The organism is Polaromonas sp. P4_F4 (assembly GCF_056401355.1).
The window spans coordinates 79,371-93,803 of record NZ_JBFUJO010000010.1; the positions used below are offsets into that span (position 1 = coordinate 79,371).

Below are 14,433 nucleotides of genomic sequence, written 5' to 3' on the forward strand. Positions count from 1 at the left end.
CGCGAAAACGCACGCCATCCTACATGCGTCAAGTTTACCCACAGGTATCATGGTTGAATGGCTTCAACGGCATCCTGGCAAGGTCGACTCACGCAAACAGGCCGTGCTGCCCAGCGGTGGGTGATCGAATGGTGGCGCCTGGTGCACCTGGGCGCGCTGATTCTGGTGCTGACGCTGTCGCCTTCGAGCTACAACCGCGAAAGCCGCCTGGTGCTGTCGCGCCACATCTACCTCAATACCGCGCCCATCCTGCTGGGGTTTACCGTGCTGTGCGCGCTGGTCACCGTGGTGCTCACGCGCATCGTGCTGGTCACGGCGCTGAGCTACGGCCTGTCGCAATACGCGCTGCAGGTCGTCATCCGCGTGCTGGTGCTGGAGCTGATTCCCCTGACCGCGGCGCTGTTTGTGGCGCTGCGCTGCACCATCCCCGACGGCGCCGAACTCATGGCGATGCAGGCCAGCGGCGAACTTGACGAGATGCGGCGCCAAGGCATCGAGCCGGTGCGGCGCGAGGTGCTGCCGCGGGTGGTGGCGGGCATGTTTTCAGGCATCACGCTGGCGGCCCTGAGCAGCGTGGTGGCGCTGGTGGTGGCCTACCTGGCGACCTATGGCTTTTCCCTGTCGGGCCTGGCCGCCTACACCCGTCTTTTTGGCCAGGTGTTCAGCCCCGCGGTGACGCTGATCTTCGTCCTCAAAACCCTGTTTTTCTGCCTGGCCGTGTCGCTGATCCCCATGGCCTCGGCCTTGTACGGCATGGCCGGCACCAGCGTACGCACCAGCGCCGAGATGCGCGGGCTGGTCCGCATGTTCGCCGTGATTTTGCTGATCGAAGTGGCCTCGCTGGTCGGCAACTACTATTGACCTGGAAACCGCATACCCATGAGTTCACCCCACGATCCCTCCACCCCGCCGGACCCCGGCTCGTCGGACCCGCTCCAGCCGGCGCGCGCGTCCGCCCCATCACCGGCGCAGGTGGCCAACCTGGAGTTCAAGGCACGGCTCCTGCTGATCTTTATGCTGCTGCTGGTGTGCGGCTCGGCGCTTTATGTGATGTATGCCCGGGGCGCGTTTGAAAGCACCCAGCGGCTGGTGTTGATTTCCGAGGACTCCGAAGGCGTCGTCGTCGGCATGGATCTCACGTTTTCAGGCTTTCCCATCGGCCGCGTGCGGCGCATAGAGCTCGCGGAAGACGGCAAGGCCCGTATCCTGGTTGATGTGGCCAGCAAGGACGCCCACTGGCTGCGCACCACCAGCGTGTTTACCTTGGTTCGCGGCATTGTGGGCGGCACCAACATTCGCGCCTACACCGGCCTGCTGAAAGACCCGCCGTTGCCCGATGGCGCAGTGCGAACCGTGCTCCAGGGTGACGCCAGCGCGGAAGTTCCCAAGGTCATTGCCGCTGCCAAGGATCTGATTGAAAACCTCAACACCCTGACGGGAAGCACCGGCGCGGTGGGCGCCAGCATGGCCAACCTGCAGATCCTGACCGAACGGCTCAACGGACCTGGCGGCGTGCTGACCGTCATGCTGGGCAGCGAGGCCGAGGCCCAAAAGCTGGTCGCTACGCTGGACCGCACCAACGCGCTGCTGACCAAGCTCGACGCCATTGCCGCCAAGACCGACACCCAGGTCTTTGGCGCCAACGGCGTGATGCCCGAAACCCGCGCCACCATTGTTCAACTCAACACCATGCTGGGCGAGGCCCGCACCAGCCTGAAAAAGGTGGATGCCCTGCTGCAAGACGCGCAGGCCGTCACGTCCAACGCGAAAGAGGCCACGGCCGACCTCGGCGCCTTGCGGGCCGATGTCGAGGTCAGCTTGCGCAAGGTGGACAGCCTGGTCAACGAGATCAACCGCAAATGGCCGTTTGCCCGTGATGCGGAGATGAAACTGCCATGAGTATCGCCATGAGCAACCCCCTGAAATTGACGGCGCTCTTCGGAGCGCTTGCCCTCTTGTTGCTCAGCGCGTGTGCCAGCGGCCCGAAGCCGCCAGACTGGCAACTCGAAGCAAAAGGTTCCATGGAGCGTTCCGTGGCCGCTTATATGGAAGGCAATTCCCGTGTGGAACAGGCCGAGCTGGAGCGCGCACGCAGCCAGCTCGCGCGCACCGGCCGCGCCGACCTGCTGGCCACCGCAGAACTGCTGCACTGCGCCACCCGTGTGGCCAGCCTCGTGTTTGAACCCTGCGCCGGCTTTGAAAAACTGCGCCAGGATGTGCCGGCGCCGCAACGCGCCTATGCAGATTACCTGGCCGGGCGAATTCAGCCCCAGAACGTCGCCTTGCTCCCGGCGCCACAACGCGCCGCTGCGGTGGGCGATGCCGGTGCCCTGAAGTCCATGGCCGATCCGCTGTCGCAACTGGTCGCCGCAGGTGTGCTGCTGCAAACCGGCAAGGCCAACCCGGCCGTCATCGGGCAGGCCATCGACACCGCCTCGGCCCAGGGCTGGCGGCGTCCGCTGTTGGCGTGGCTGGGCGTGCAGGCCCAGCGTGCAGAGCAGGGCGGAGACCTCGAAGAAGCCGCCCGGTTGCGCCGGCGCATGGACATCACGCAGAGCAGCGCTTCAGGGGCAAAGTCGTCCGCAAAAGAAACCGCAAAAGAAGCTGAAAAAGAACTTGCCAAAGAAATGCCGAAAGAAAACAAGTGAGTAACAAGTGAGTAATGCCAGTTGAGCTACACCCTCAAGCTTTACGCCTTTGAGGACGCCTCCCACGAGGAACTGCAGGCGGCGGAGCGGCGCTTCAAGGAGGCGCTGGAGGCCACGCTGGGAGACGCCAGCCTGGTCGCGCCCGTGTATGCCGCCTACATGAAGCTCGTGGCGACCTATGGCGAGACACCGGCGGAAGATGCCCTGACACCCGCTGAGCTTGAAATCTTCAGCCAGTGGCAGGCCGCCGAATCCGCGGCGATGACGGCCGCCCTGGGGCCAAACCGCTACATGGGCGATGCACAGTTCGAGATTCGCGCCCTGACTTGAACACTGAACGCAGCGGGGCCTGTTTAAGGCGAGCGGCTCAAACGCGGGGACGCCAGCGCTTGCAGCTGGTCGTCAATGGCTGTGCCCAGGTCCGGCAGGCGCGGCAGCAGTTGGGCTTTGTCCAGTGCCGCATGCAGGTGGCGTAAATCCTTGCTGCTGGTGGTGGCCTTGATCTGGGCCAGCGCCGCCGAGGTATTGCCGCTTTTAACAAGTGCCAGCATTTTTGTAACCCATTCACTCATGGCGAACCTCTGGTTGGTGCTTGGTCAGGTGAGGCTGCATGTGTTTGTCCGGGTGTTGTTTTGCTATTAAAAGCATAGCTATATGCCGCTGAATATGTTGGGCTTGAACGTTGCTTTGTCAAAAGATTCCAGTCCTTGAACGGGATGGTAGCGCCATTGGGTTCACGCAGCAATCGGTGGCGCCACGCTCCGCGCCAGCGGGCTGCGGGCAGCGGGTGCAGCGGGACCTGAGCGTCGCTACGGACCTCATGTCGCAGCCGGGTCGCGGTTTGCCGCGTTGGTTCAGCTTTTGGGGGAGGTTTTGCCGGCTGACTCCAGCGCATCAAGCAACTGGCGCAATCCGGCAAGCGCCGGGGCGCTGCCATCCATTTGCGCCCGCACAATCGCGCCGTCAACGGCCAGCGCTGCGGCTGCGGCTGTGTCTTTCCGGCTCGGGTTGTCAGGCAGCAGGTCGGCGATCACCTGCCGCATGTCCTGCTTGTGGCGCTGCGCAATCTGCACCACGCCGGGCAGGGTGCTGCCGACTTCGGCCACCGCGTTGATGAAGGCGCAGCCGCGAAATGCCGGTTCATTGAACCACTCGGCCATGGCGTTCCAGAGCGGCTTCAGCCCGCCGCCCGGTGTCGCACCATGGCGCCCCAATGAATCGACAAACCATGCCATCCAGCGCTCGTGGCGGTAATCGAGAAAGGTTCGAATCAGCTCGTCCTTGCTGGGAAAGTGCCGGTAAAAGGTGAGCTTGGCCACGCCGGACTCGGCAATGATGCGGTCGATGCCGGTGGCGCGCAGGCCGTCGCGGTAGAAAAGCTCATGCGCGGTCACCAGGATGCGTTCACGCGCGGGCAGGGTCGAAGCGTCCATTGGAGCATCCATTCAAACGTCCATTCAGATTGCGATGAAGGTATTGTAGACAGGTCTGTCTACTTGTGTCAAAATTCTGACAGGTAGACAAGGCTGTCTACTTTCTGCGTATTCACTCTGTATTCAACTACCCAACTGTCCAAAAACTCAAGGAGTCCTCATGGAAACAAGGCCGCCACTACCACCTTTTACTTTCGAAACCGCCGTGCAGAAAGTGCGCGCTGCCGAAGACGGCTGGAACTCGCGTGATCCGCAGCGGGTGTCGCTGGCCTACACACCGCAGAGCAAATGGCGCAACCGTGCCGAGTTTGTCACCGGCAGGGAAGAAATTGTCGGCCTGTTGTCGCGCAAGTGGGCCCGCGAGCTGGACTACCGCCTCATCAAGGAACTATGGACTTTTGGTGGCAACCGCATTGCGGTGCGCTTTGCCTACGAGTGGCATGACGACGCAGGCAACTGGTTCCGCTCGTACGGCAATGAGAACTGGGAGTTTGACGGTAATGGCTTGATGGCCGTGCGGCACGCGAGCATCAACGACCTGCCCATCAAGCCGGCCGACCGCAAGTTCCATTGGCCGTTGGGCCGCCGGCCGGATGACCACCCGGGTCTGAGCGATTTGGGGCTGTGAGCCGACGGGGGCGCTGGGCCTTTGCGCTGAGGCCTCTCCCCGTAGCGCTCGCCCGGTTGGGACGCGCAGTAAAATCTGGCCCCCGCCCCACAGTGCCGCTCATCAAGCTGGCATGGGCCTGCCTTTTGACCTGAGTGACTGAGCATTGACCGACTCCCGCATCCTGCCGCCTGACCTGGCCGCAGAACCCGCTTCCCCGCATTTCCCCAAAACACAAGAGGCCCGCCTGTGGCGTGGCGATGGATGGACGGCGCAAGTCCTCAAGAACGAAGACGACGACGGCTGGGCGGTCGCCATGATCAAGGATGGCGAGCCGGAGCCAGCGCTGGTCGGCCCCTGGACCATGGGGCGCGACAAAAAGAACCCCAAGCCGCTTGACGGGCCGGCGTTCAGCACGCTGGTCAAAACCGCTTCGGAATTTGTCCGCAGGCATGAGCAGCAGCTGCATGCCACGCTGCACCAGCGCATCACGGTGACGGCAAAATCATCCAGAGTCACCGTCTCGCTCGATATCGAGCCCGATGAAGACAACCCCCATGCCTTGCTTAGCGCCCATGATGAAGGCGGCGAGCAACTGGCGCAGGTCCGCGTGCTGCCGTCTTTCAAGCTCAACCGTGCCAGCGCGGTGACCTGGGTCGAGAACGACTTTCGCAGGCCGGCTGAGCGGTGAGTACCTTGGCTGACGCATGCGGGATTGACTTCGGAACGTCCAACTCCACCACGGGCTGGAGGCGGCCCGGGCAAAGCTCCCAATCTTCCCTTTTGCTGCCGCTTGAAGACGGCAAGCTGACACTGCCCTCGGTGGTTTTTTTCCACGCCGAAGATGCCCACGTCAGCTATGGTCGTGCCGCGCTGGCGGACTACCTGGCCGGGCATGAGGGGCGCTTGATGCGTTCGCTCAAAAGCCTGCTCGGCACCTCGATGATGGACGACCACACCGAAGTCATGGGGCGGGCCTTGCCGTTCAGGGATTTGCTGGCGCAGTTTGTGGGCGAGCTCAAGGGCCGGGCCGAGCAGGCGGCCGGGCGTGAATTCACTCGCGCCGTGCTTGGGCGGCCGGTATTTTTTGTGGACGACGATCACAAGGCCGACCAGCGGGCCGAACGCACGCTGGAAGAGATCGCCCGCAAGGCCGGCCTGCGCGACATCGCTTTTCAGTACGAACCGATTGCTGCGGCCTTTGACTATGAGTCACAGATCACCCGTGAAGAACTGGTGCTGGTGGTCGATATTGGCGGCGGCACCTCCGACTTTGCGTTGATCCGGCTATCGCCCGAGCGCGCCGGCCGACCGGAGCGGCGCGACGACATCCTGGCCAGCGGTGGCGTGCATATTGGGGGCACGGATTTCGACAAGTACCTGAGCCTGGCCAGCATGATGCCGATCCTGGGGTTTGGCAGCCTGCTGAAAAGCGGCCGCGAAGTTCCGTCAGCGCAGTACTTTAACCTCGCGACCTGGCACACCATCAACCAGGCCTATAGCAAAAAGTCCTGGTCGCAGATCAGCGACATGCACCGCGAAGCGCGTGACAAGGTCAAGCTGGAGCGGCTGCAGAGCGTGGTCAGGCAGCGCGCCGGCCACTGGCTCGCGCTGCAGGTTGAAGAGGCCAAGATCACCCTGTCGAACGCAGCCGAGGCGCAGATTGACATCGGCCGCATCGCTGCCGGGGAGACGGTGACGCTGCAACGGGCGGATCTGGATGGCGCCATCGAGGGGCTGGTGGCTTCTGTGGCGCAAACCGTGGCACGGCTGCTGCGTGACGCCGGTGTTGCGGCCTCAGGCATTGACACGGTGTTTTTCACGGGTGGCTCCAGCGGCGTGCCTTTGCTGCGCGAGAGAATTCTTGCGCTGATGCCCGACGCCCATTGGGTGGAAGGTGACTTGTTCGGCAGCATTGGGGCTGGGCTTGCGCTGGATGCCAGCCGCAAGTTTGCCTAGCAGGGCACCGAAGCACTGATAGGTCAAGAAGGGCAAGAGCACCTGATTGAGCCCGGAGTTGCGCAGCCACCCTCGCCTTCAAGACTGAACAGGGCTGGCCTCCACCATGTAGCGTAGCAATAGTTTTGTATTGTTATTTGCAAAAAAGAATAGTTAAATATTGCATTTCTAGGATTGATAGATAAAATACTATCCATTACATGGAAAAAGATACTTTTTTATCATGAAAACCCTGTTTGAGGTGGCTACCAGGCTGGAGGCCGAGCGGCAGCGCCTCAAGCTCGACTACCAGGCCATTGCCGAGAAGACCGGGTTGACGCCCCTGTCAGTGCGCAGTGCCTTGCAGGGCCGTACCGCACCGCGCATCACCACACTGATGGCCATTGCCGACCAACTTGGGCTGGAAGTGCTTTTGTTGCCCAAAGTCCTTGCGGCGGGGCTGGAGGCGCACGCGGGTGCGGGTACTGGAGAGGGGCCTGAGCCGGCGCTTTCCCAGGTGGATCGCATCATTGCGCAAACCCGGCTTCGCTCCCAGGCCGGCGCCAAAGGCCAACAGCCCAAATGAACGTCCTGGCACTCGACATCTACGTGGGCTCCCTGCGTGCCGGGCTGCTGTTCCAGTACGGCACGGGTAACACTGCGCTCACACGCTTTGTTCCTGACCCATCCTTCTGGTCACGGCCTGACGCACCGGTTCTTTCGTGGGCCGCCACCGATGACGACCCCCAGCGCCGTGAAATCTTCTGGCGCAGCTACGTCAGCACGCCTTTTTTCAATGCGGAAGGTGGCCGCCTGCCGGCTTTTTTCCAGAACCTGCTGCCCGAAGGGCCGCTGCGCCGCCACCTGGAAGAGCTGCGCGGCTGCGGGCCGGGTGACCACTTCGACCTGCTGGCCGCGTGCGGCACCGACTTGCCAGGCAATGTCTATGCATACCCCGCTCACCTGGATACCGCCGCACTCGCCGCTGTGGTGACCCAGCACAACGATGCGCTGGAGATGTCCGTCACGGCCGACCCCTTGCCCGAGGCCACCTCCTTGTCGGGCGTGCAACCCAAGCTTGCACTGGTCGCGCAGCACGGGCGCTATGTGGCGCGGACCCGGGACGTGCAGGGCACGCACATCATTGCCAAGCTGCCGACGGTTGAATATGCCTTGCTGCCCGAGGTGGAGGAGTTGTCGCTGCGGCTGGCGCAGGCCGCGGGCGCAGACGTCTGCACCGCATGGCTGGCCCCCCTGGAGCAGATAGTGGCCGAGCAGCCCTTTGTACTGGGCGAAAGCAGGCATTTCCTGGCGGTCAGGCGCTTTGACCGCGGGCCCGAGGGACACATTCATTGCGAAGACTTCGCGCAGATCCTGCGCATACAACCCGAAGAAAAATATACGCACCCGGCCGCCACTTACGCCACCATGGCCAGCACGCTACGGGGCGGCATGGGTCTGGGGCAGCGGGGGGAGGATGCAGCCGAAGAGCTGATCCGCCGCGCAATGATCAATGAGATGCTGGGCAACTACGACGCGCATGTGAAGAATTTCGGGGTGCTCTACCGCGATGGCCGCACACCGGAACTGTCTCCAGCCTATGACGTGGTGGCCTATGCCGCCTACCTGGGGGGACGCGGCCATGCCTTGCGCTTTGTGCCCGGTGGCGAAAAACAGGCGCGGCTCACTCCGCAGACCGTGCGCAGCTTTTGCAACGCCGCCGGCATGTTCGAGACCCGCGTGCGCGGCGTGCTCAATGACGCAGTGGGAAAAGCCTGCGCCGCCTGGCCGGCCCTGATTGAAGGCAGCACTTTGCTGGACAAGCAAAAGCAGAACCTGCTGCGGCATTTTGAAGCCTGCGACGCGGTGCAGAGCTGGCGGCGCAGGCGCGCAGGCAGTGCCGGCCGCAAGGCTGCTGCAGGCTGAGCCTTGCCGGGTTCTTGCACGGTGCTTGCTTGCCGTTTGACAATACATCACCCCTGAACTTCACCCCCGAAATCTGGAGCCTCCCATGAATTTTGCGCCCGACCTTGCGACGGTCACCCACGGCATTCAACTGGCCGTAGCGCCTGTGTTTTTGCTGACCGCGGTGTCTGGAATGATCGCCGCCGTCGCTGGCCGCCTGGCCCGCATCATTGACCGGGCACGGCTGCTTGAAAACCGGCTGGAAGCGGGCGGCGTGGAGGAAAACCGGGCCATGAAGATGTACGCCGAACTGCAGCAACTGAGGCATCGCGGATGGCTGGTCAACAGCTGCATTGCCCTGCTGACTTTTTGCGCGATGCTGATTGGCACCACCATTATTTTGCTGTTTTTGGGCGAGACGAGTGAGCTGCCCACCCTCAAGATCGCCACCGTGTGCTTTTTGTCCGGCGTGGTCTGTTTTCTGCTGGCCTTGGTGTGCTTTTTGGCCGAGACGCTGCTGGCAACCCAGCTGCTCAAGTTTGCGCAACTGCCTGCCCGGTAGTGCGGCAATGCCAAAATACGAGCATCAAAAAGGCCAGTAGCAACCTGGTCGAGCGTTTGCAGGGCAGTGCCTGCGCGAATTCAACCCTTCACAAAACCCGGAACTTGACATGCTGCTTGATGCTGATGACTCCCAACTCGTACTGGTGGACTACCAGGTTCGCCTGATGCCCGCCATTTTCGAAAACGAACTCGTGATCGCCAACGCCGTGCGCCTGGCTCGCATGGCGCAGGCGCTGGAGGTGCCGGTGTGGGGCACTACGGAAAATACCGACAAGCTGGGCCCCAACGTGCCCGAGGTACAGGCAGCCATTGAAGCCGCAGGCGGCAAGACGCTGGCCAAGATGCATTTCAGCGCCGTGGCCGATGGCCTGGGCGACTGGCTGCGGCCGCCGATGCGCAAGGCGCCCGCCGGCGCTTCAGGGGGAGGTAATGCGCGCAGCCTGCCCAAGCACCTGCAAAAGGCCGCGCCACAGGAAGAGGCGGGCAGGGGCACCATCGTCATCGCCGGCTGCGAAGCCCATGTGTGCCTGCTGCAGACCGCACTGGAGCTGCTGGAAGAAGAATTTGAGGTCTGGGTCGTCACTGACGCCTGCAGCTCACGCAGCGAGCGCAACCGCGACGCTGCCTTTGACCGGCTGGCTGGCAACGGCGCCGAGCTGGTGACGACCGAGATGGTGGCGTTTGAGTGGCTGCGGACGGCGGAGCATCAGGCGTTCAATGATGTGCTGGCGCTGATGAAGTAGGGCGTTTGCTCAAACGTCAAAGAAAGTTTGCTTTAGCCCTCTGCGGATATTGCCGGTTCTGTTACTGAAAATATAGCGAATCAGGCTAGCAGAGCGTCCAGCGGGCTGGCCGTTCCGCGCGCCGCTACCTTGAGCACATGGGTGTAGATCATGGTGGTGCTTACGTCGCTGCGGCCCAGTAGTTCTTGCACGGTGCCGGAGAGGCGATAGGGCGCGACGAATTTGGGCGCGATCAAGCGTACCGGGTGACCATGCGCCTGAAACAGCCGAGCCCAGTGGTTGGCACCCGAGCAAGATTCCACGCCAGACAATCTAACTCGTCCTATATGCCCCCACAAAGGATGTACTGGGCGGGCAGCAGCTTCACCTCAATGCCCAGCCCATTGAGTCAGCGCGCCCAGTTGTGTGTGGGCCGAGCCGCAAGACTCCATGATGACCAGCCCTGACTCTCCGTTGGCAAACCAGCGCTCGAACTGAGTGCGGGTCAGGCGCTGGGTTTCAATATGCCGCCAGTGCTCATCGGCCCCAAATGGCAGACAGACTTTGCAAGATCGATGGCAACGGTAGTAGCATTCATATCGGACTCCTTTTGTTTGGAGAGACTGATCCGACACCAATGGAGACCAGTGCGCCAATGTGGCGCAAAAAGCACGGGGAGTCCATCAGTTGAGCGCACATCCAGCGGCGGGCCCCACTGGCGAGATTTGTCTTGGCTGCGGCGTCGTTGGCTGCCGCTCACCTCAAGCTGAGAGCAACGGTTACTTCAAAGGAGGACGCCATGCAGATACGTGACTGGTTATGTGTCGGGCTTGTCGGAGCGACGGAGCTGGTCAAGTCCGCGATCGAGCAGGCCGGCCTGCGCGGCGTAGTCGTTGCTCCACTTAAATGAGGCTCTCCAACACAGGCATGGACACCGAGGCCCCGGGGCGGGCGCGAGTCAGGCTGGACGTCAGGCCTCATGAGGCGCGTGCGAGCAGCACCAACGAGGAGGAAGCATTGAGAAGAAATACGCTCATCCCGCTTGAGGCCGCGTCAGGTCGTCCAGCGTCGCCTAGCGCGTCACGGGGCAACTGGCTGAAGCTGATTTTGATGCGACCTATCTTGGGCAATGAGGGCAGCGTCTTTGAGACACGTCAACTCACTAAGGAGATCTTGAAAATGGAAACTGCAACAGAACTCACAGGCAGCCTCGACACAACGGCGCTCGAGCAAAAGGTCAAGGCTATGTACCGCGATGTAGCTCTCAATCCGCAGGGCGAGTTTCACTTCGAAATGGGACGTGCGCTTGCGGAGCGGCTCGGCTATGCGCCCGCCGACCTCGATGCCATCCCGAGCGAAGCCATCGATTCGTTTGCAGGCGTGGGCTACTACTTTGACCTCGCCCAACTGAAGGCAGGCGAGACGGTGGTCGATCTCGGCAGCGGATCGGGGATGGACAGCTTCATCGCCGCCGGCAAGGTCGGCAAGACTGGCACCGTGATCGGCGTCGACATGACCGACGAGCAACTCGCCAAAGCGGATCGTCTGCGCGCCGCGGCGGGATTCGGCAATGTCACCTACCGCAAGGGCTACATCGACGCGACCGGACTTGCTGACGCGTCGTGCGACGCGGTCATCAGCAACGGCGTGATCAACCTCGCGCCGGACAAGAGGACGGTCTTTCGCGAGGCCGCGCGTCTGCTCAAGCCGGGAGGGCGGCTTGCCCTCGCCGATATCGTCACCGAAACGCAGTTGCCCGAAGGCATCACCTGCGACGCGACGCTCTGGGCCGCTTGCATCGGAGGCGCGATGCAGGTCGGCGATTACACCTCGGCGATCGAGGCCGCGGGGTTGCGAGTGACGCAGGTGAGGGACAACCCGCAGTACCAGTTCATTTCGAAAAATGCCCAAGGTGCGACTCGCAAATACGGCGTGAAGAGCGTCTCGCTCGTCGCGACAAAGGATTGAAATCGCAGCCGCCGGGAATGCGGCTTTGCCGCATCTCCCGCCAATTTTGGCTGCAGCCATTCCCTGCGGCTGGGCGCGCTTGCGCTTCGTCCCGATGACGCCGAACCATCGAATGCTCCGGCGTCGCAGGAGCGTCGCTCGTACCGCCCGGCGAACTGCGTCGTTGGCGTCCCATGAGCAATGCCGTCATATCTGTTGGCGCATTCCGTGCATGGCAGAGGCGCTTGGCGAGATCGACTCCGATGGTGATAATTCCCATGATTGCCCCAGCCGAAGGCGTTTGGTGGAGGGCTTCAGCTCTCCACCGTGGCACTTTGATGCCGTAAGCCGTAAACCGCAAGTCTCGCGACGCGCGGCTGGCTCGGGACGGGGAGGGCTCTTTCGCTCGTCAGGCGTCACGACCCGCCGATCCGCAGCTACAGGTGAAGGACTTCACAATGAGCGTTCAACTCGACCACGCGATTGTTCCGGCCCGGGACAAAAAAGCTGCGGCTCAGTTGCTGGCCACACTTCTGGGCGTACCCTGGGCAGAGTCCGGTGTCGGCCCGTTTTGCCCGGTCTATGTCAGTGACAGCTTGACGCTGGACTTCGACCAGGCCGATGGCGCCTTTCCCGTCCTGCACTACTGTTTTCGCGTGAGCGAGGCAGAGTTTGACGGCATCCTTTCAAGAATCAAGGCCTGTGGCATTGAGTACAGGAGCACCCCGCACGGCCCGGTTGATATGCAGATCAATACTCAGCATGGCGGCCGAATCATCTATTGGAATGAACCGGACGGACACGTATGGGAAGCCCTGACGGTCAGCTATGCCCGGCAGCCGGGGAAGGAACCCGACACCGCCGCCTGACTCTTCCACCGTGTGGTGCCGCCAGTGCTGTCTAGCTACGAATGCCGCCTCAAATTCAGCGAAGGACAAAACATGAGCGAGAAAAAGGACACAGTGCAGAGATACATGGATGCTTTTGCCCGGTCTGACCACGCGGGCGTTTTAGCGTGCCTGACCGACGATGTGGAATGGGTCATCCCGGGGGCGGTTCACCTCAGGGGAAAGGCTGCCTTCGACAGGGAGATCGAGAACGATGCATTCGTGGGAAGACCCACCATAGGAGTCACTCGCATGACCGAAGAGGGGGACGTCGTGGTGGCTGAGGGTACGGTGCAATGCGCCAGGCGGGAGGGTGGTCTTCTTGATGCAGTCTTCTGCGATGTATTTGAAATGCGGGGCGCAAAGATTCAGCGCCTCATATCGTATGTAGTCGAACTGAAGGCGTGAGTGGCACCTGACCGTAGCCTGACCTTTGACTGGGGTATTTCACCAGGAGCACCAAGAGTCACCAGAAATCAACAGGAGATTGAATGTCCAAACTGCGCTTCAAGATCTCAATGTCGCTTGATGGCTTTGTTGCGGGTCCCCACCAGAGCGTGAAGAACCCGCTCGGGATCGACGGCGGGCGTCTTCATGAGTGGGCCTTTCAGCTTGCGGTGTTTCGTGCGCTCCTTGGTCTCGAAGGCGGAGAGGTCAACGAAAGTACCCCGGTCGTCGAGGAGTCGATCGCCAACATCGGCGCGACGGTGATGGGGCGCAACATGTTTGGCGGACACCCCGGCCCTTGGGATGCCCAAAATCCATGGAAGGGCTGGTGGGGCGTCAACCCGCCGTTCCGTCATCCCGTGTTTGTGCTGACGCATCACGCGCGTGAACCACTTGAACTGGAGGGAGGGACGACCTTCACCTTTGTCACCGACGGCATCCATGCGGCGCTCGAACGCGCGCGTCAGGCAGCGGGCGGCAAGGATGTGTCGCTCGCAGGTGGGGCGAATGCTGCCCGGCAGTATCTCGCAGCCGGATTCGTGGACGAGATGGAAATCAATCTCGTACCGACGCTTCTTGGCAGCGGTGAGCGGTTGTTCGAGGGAGTCGGCGAAAACCTGAACGGCCTCGATCTTGTGCGGACGGTCGCCAGGCCAAAGGTGACGCATCTGAAGTTTGCGAGGCGCTGAAGGTTGCTGATGTCAGCGAGGTTGTCGAACACAGGCAAACGGGGGAGTCCATGCCATCGGTCAACGCCGACCGCCTGCGGCGTCGACTTGCTTTGGATGCCGGGCGGCGTGCACAGTGCACTTTGAACAAGCCAGGAGAAGGCAGTATGTCTGAGCCTATCGTCTACATCGACAACTCCGAGATTCGTGACGGAAAGTTCGAGGCGCTCAAGACGGCCATGAGCAAGTTGGTCGAATTCATTGAGGCCAACGAACCGGGGCTGATTGCCTACAACGTGTACTTTGGGGAAAACAGCACCCGGATGAGCGTCGTCCATGTTCATGCTGACTCCGCTTCATTGGGTTTCCACATGAAGGTCGCGGGCCCCTTATTCCCCAGGTTCGCGGAGTTCATTAAGCTGCTGACGATAGACGTTTACGGCAAGCCGAGCGACGAGCTGGTGGAGCAGATGCGACAGAAGGCCCGGATGTTGGGGAACGGGATTGTGCGGGTGCATGAACTGCACGCGGGGTTCGCGCGGTTCGGAGCCTGCTGAACCCGGGTGACCCCGATGGACCCAACGGCAGCTCCATGCTGGAGCCGGACCGCGACGTCTCACCCCACAACGACCTCGTTGATTTGAATCACGGGGTGACAGGTTTGTTG

The 14,433-nt window shown here is 61.9% G+C and carries 18 protein-coding genes and 2 pseudogenes; 16 read left to right on the forward strand and 4 right to left on the reverse strand.

Going from position 1 to position 14,433, the window contains the following annotated elements; genetic code table 11:
• The first annotated feature begins 57 nt into the window (after positions 1 to 57).
• Genes AC1DUR_RS12630 through AC1DUR_RS12645 form a run of 4 tightly spaced genes read left to right on the forward strand, consistent with a single transcriptional unit; the run spans position 58 to position 2,978 of the window.
• Entirely contained in the window at positions 58 to 861 is an 804-nt protein-coding gene (locus tag AC1DUR_RS12630; protein ID WP_477718070.1) for an MlaE family ABC transporter permease, read from the forward strand.
• Positions 862 to 879: 18 nt separating this feature from the next.
• Positions 880 to 1,899 (forward strand): MlaD family protein, encoded by a 1,020-nt coding sequence (locus tag AC1DUR_RS12635; protein ID WP_477718071.1) that lies wholly within the window; start codon positions 880 to 882, stop codon positions 1,897 to 1,899.
• A complete protein-coding gene (locus AC1DUR_RS12640; protein WP_477718072.1) occupies positions 1,896 to 2,648 on the forward strand; it encodes a hypothetical protein in 753 nt (250 codons plus the stop codon). Before AC1DUR_RS12635 ends, AC1DUR_RS12640 begins: the two co-directional genes overlap by 4 nt.
• 21 nt (positions 2,649 to 2,669) lie before the next feature.
• Entirely contained in the window at positions 2,670 to 2,978 is a 309-nt protein-coding gene (locus AC1DUR_RS12645; RefSeq protein WP_477718073.1) for a hypothetical protein, read from the forward strand.
• 23 nt (positions 2,979 to 3,001) lie between these two features.
• On the opposite strand, the gene AC1DUR_RS12650 is transcribed toward AC1DUR_RS12645, so the two are convergent.
• Both AC1DUR_RS12650 and AC1DUR_RS12655 read right to left on the reverse strand, forming a co-directional pair.
• Positions 3,002 to 3,220 (reverse strand): hypothetical protein, encoded by a 219-nt coding sequence (locus AC1DUR_RS12650; RefSeq protein ID WP_477718074.1) that lies wholly within the window; start codon positions 3,218 to 3,220, stop codon positions 3,002 to 3,004.
• 282 nt (positions 3,221 to 3,502) lie between these two features.
• Entirely contained in the window at positions 3,503 to 4,081 is a 579-nt protein-coding gene (locus AC1DUR_RS12655; RefSeq protein ID WP_477718075.1) for a TetR/AcrR family transcriptional regulator, read from the reverse strand.
• A gap of 160 nt (positions 4,082 to 4,241) precedes the next feature.
• On the opposite strand from AC1DUR_RS12655, the gene AC1DUR_RS12660 reads away from it, so the two are divergent.
• The 7 genes from AC1DUR_RS12660 (at position 4,242) to AC1DUR_RS12690 (ending at position 9,838) form a co-directional block, all read left to right on the forward strand.
• A complete protein-coding gene (locus AC1DUR_RS12660; protein ID WP_477718076.1) occupies positions 4,242 to 4,709 on the forward strand; it encodes a nuclear transport factor 2 family protein in 468 nt (155 codons plus the stop codon).
• 145 nt (positions 4,710 to 4,854) lie between these two features.
• Complete coding sequence (locus AC1DUR_RS12665) at positions 4,855 to 5,379, forward strand: hypothetical protein (RefSeq protein WP_477718077.1); 525 nt, start codon at positions 4,855 to 4,857, stop codon at positions 5,377 to 5,379.
• 5 nt (positions 5,380 to 5,384) lie between these two features.
• Complete coding sequence (locus AC1DUR_RS12670; protein ID WP_477718078.1) at positions 5,385 to 6,647, forward strand: Hsp70 family protein; 1,263 nt, start codon at positions 5,385 to 5,387, stop codon at positions 6,645 to 6,647.
• Positions 6,648 to 6,870: 223 nt separating this feature from the next.
• On the forward strand, positions 6,871 to 7,212 hold the full coding sequence (locus AC1DUR_RS12675) for a helix-turn-helix domain-containing protein (RefSeq protein ID WP_477718079.1): 342 nt from the start codon (positions 6,871 to 6,873) through the stop codon (positions 7,210 to 7,212).
• Positions 7,209 to 8,552: a type II toxin-antitoxin system HipA family toxin gene (locus AC1DUR_RS12680; protein ID WP_477718080.1), complete on the forward strand. Its 1,344-nt coding sequence runs from the start codon at positions 7,209 to 7,211 to the stop codon at positions 8,550 to 8,552. The genes AC1DUR_RS12675 and AC1DUR_RS12680 overlap by 4 nt, the downstream gene beginning before the upstream one ends.
• Before the next feature lie 85 nt (positions 8,553 to 8,637).
• Positions 8,638 to 9,093: a DUF2721 domain-containing protein gene (locus tag AC1DUR_RS12685; protein ID WP_477718081.1), complete on the forward strand. Its 456-nt coding sequence runs from the start codon at positions 8,638 to 8,640 to the stop codon at positions 9,091 to 9,093.
• A gap of 109 nt (positions 9,094 to 9,202) precedes the next feature.
• Positions 9,203 to 9,838, forward strand: coding sequence for an isochorismatase family protein (locus AC1DUR_RS12690; RefSeq protein WP_477718082.1), 636 nt, complete (start codon positions 9,203 to 9,205; stop codon positions 9,836 to 9,838).
• A gap of 80 nt (positions 9,839 to 9,918) precedes the next feature.
• On the opposite strand, the pseudogene AC1DUR_RS12695 reads toward AC1DUR_RS12690, so the two are convergent.
• Both AC1DUR_RS12695 and AC1DUR_RS12700 read right to left on the reverse strand, forming a co-directional pair.
• Positions 9,919 to 10,032 (reverse strand): annotated as a pseudogene (locus AC1DUR_RS12695) (integrase); the annotation flags it as partial.
• Positions 10,033 to 10,149: pseudogene (locus AC1DUR_RS12700) on the reverse strand (IS110 family transposase); the annotation flags it as partial. It lies immediately after the preceding pseudogene.
• A gap of 847 nt (positions 10,150 to 10,996) precedes the next feature.
• On the opposite strand from AC1DUR_RS12700, the gene AC1DUR_RS12705 reads away from it, so the two are divergent.
• The 5 genes from AC1DUR_RS12705 (at position 10,997) to AC1DUR_RS12725 (ending at position 14,323) form a co-directional block, all read left to right on the forward strand.
• A complete protein-coding gene (locus tag AC1DUR_RS12705) occupies positions 10,997 to 11,785 on the forward strand; it encodes a methyltransferase domain-containing protein (protein WP_477718083.1) in 789 nt (262 codons plus the stop codon).
• Positions 11,786 to 12,222: 437 nt separating this feature from the next.
• Positions 12,223 to 12,633 carry a VOC family protein gene (locus tag AC1DUR_RS12710; protein ID WP_477718084.1) on the forward strand — a complete coding sequence of 137 codons (411 nt, stop codon included), beginning with the start codon at positions 12,223 to 12,225 and terminating at the stop codon, positions 12,631 to 12,633.
• Between the two features lie 72 nt (positions 12,634 to 12,705).
• The gene (locus AC1DUR_RS12715; RefSeq protein WP_477718085.1) at positions 12,706 to 13,059 is read left to right on the forward strand and encodes a nuclear transport factor 2 family protein; all 354 of its coding nucleotides are present in this window, start codon (positions 12,706 to 12,708) and stop codon (positions 13,057 to 13,059) included.
• Positions 13,060 to 13,142: 83 nt separating this feature from the next.
• Positions 13,143 to 13,787 carry a dihydrofolate reductase family protein gene (locus tag AC1DUR_RS12720; RefSeq protein ID WP_477718086.1) on the forward strand — a complete coding sequence of 215 codons (645 nt, stop codon included), beginning with the start codon at positions 13,143 to 13,145 and terminating at the stop codon, positions 13,785 to 13,787.
• Positions 13,788 to 13,933: 146 nt separating this feature from the next.
• Positions 13,934 to 14,323: a hypothetical protein gene (locus AC1DUR_RS12725; protein ID WP_477718087.1), complete on the forward strand. Its 390-nt coding sequence runs from the start codon at positions 13,934 to 13,936 to the stop codon at positions 14,321 to 14,323.
• Positions 14,324 to 14,433 lie beyond the last annotated feature (110 nt).

What these genes read in the sequence shown, in the direction of transcription:
- AC1DUR_RS12630 (WP_477718070.1), top strand. Translation starts at nt 58, where the DNA reads ATGGCTTCAACGGCATCCTGGCAAGGTCGACTCACGCAAACAGGCCGT.
- AC1DUR_RS12635 (WP_477718071.1), top strand. Translation starts at nt 880, where the DNA reads ATGAGTTCACCCCACGATCCCTCCACCCCGCCGGACCCCGGCTCGTCG.
- AC1DUR_RS12640 (WP_477718072.1), top strand. Translation starts at nt 1,896, where the DNA reads ATGAGTATCGCCATGAGCAACCCCCTGAAATTGACGGCGCTCTTCGGA.
- AC1DUR_RS12650 (WP_477718074.1), bottom strand. Translation starts at nt 3,220, where the DNA reads ATGAGTGAATGGGTTACAAAAATGCTGGCACTTGTTAAAAGCGGCAAT.
- AC1DUR_RS12655 (WP_477718075.1), bottom strand. Translation starts at nt 4,081, where the DNA reads ATGGACGCTTCGACCCTGCCCGCGCGTGAACGCATCCTGGTGACCGCG.
- AC1DUR_RS12660 (WP_477718076.1), top strand. Translation starts at nt 4,242, where the DNA reads ATGGAAACAAGGCCGCCACTACCACCTTTTACTTTCGAAACCGCCGTG.
- AC1DUR_RS12675 (WP_477718079.1), top strand. Translation starts at nt 6,871, where the DNA reads ATGAAAACCCTGTTTGAGGTGGCTACCAGGCTGGAGGCCGAGCGGCAG.
- AC1DUR_RS12680 (WP_477718080.1), top strand. Translation starts at nt 7,209, where the DNA reads ATGAACGTCCTGGCACTCGACATCTACGTGGGCTCCCTGCGTGCCGGG.
- AC1DUR_RS12685 (WP_477718081.1), top strand. Translation starts at nt 8,638, where the DNA reads ATGAATTTTGCGCCCGACCTTGCGACGGTCACCCACGGCATTCAACTG.
- AC1DUR_RS12690 (WP_477718082.1), top strand. Translation starts at nt 9,203, where the DNA reads ATGCTGCTTGATGCTGATGACTCCCAACTCGTACTGGTGGACTACCAG.
- AC1DUR_RS12705 (WP_477718083.1), top strand. Translation starts at nt 10,997, where the DNA reads ATGGAAACTGCAACAGAACTCACAGGCAGCCTCGACACAACGGCGCTC.
- AC1DUR_RS12710 (WP_477718084.1), top strand. Translation starts at nt 12,223, where the DNA reads ATGAGCGTTCAACTCGACCACGCGATTGTTCCGGCCCGGGACAAAAAA.
- AC1DUR_RS12715 (WP_477718085.1), top strand. Translation starts at nt 12,706, where the DNA reads ATGAGCGAGAAAAAGGACACAGTGCAGAGATACATGGATGCTTTTGCC.
- AC1DUR_RS12720 (WP_477718086.1), top strand. Translation starts at nt 13,143, where the DNA reads ATGTCCAAACTGCGCTTCAAGATCTCAATGTCGCTTGATGGCTTTGTT.
- AC1DUR_RS12725 (WP_477718087.1), top strand. Translation starts at nt 13,934, where the DNA reads ATGTCTGAGCCTATCGTCTACATCGACAACTCCGAGATTCGTGACGGA.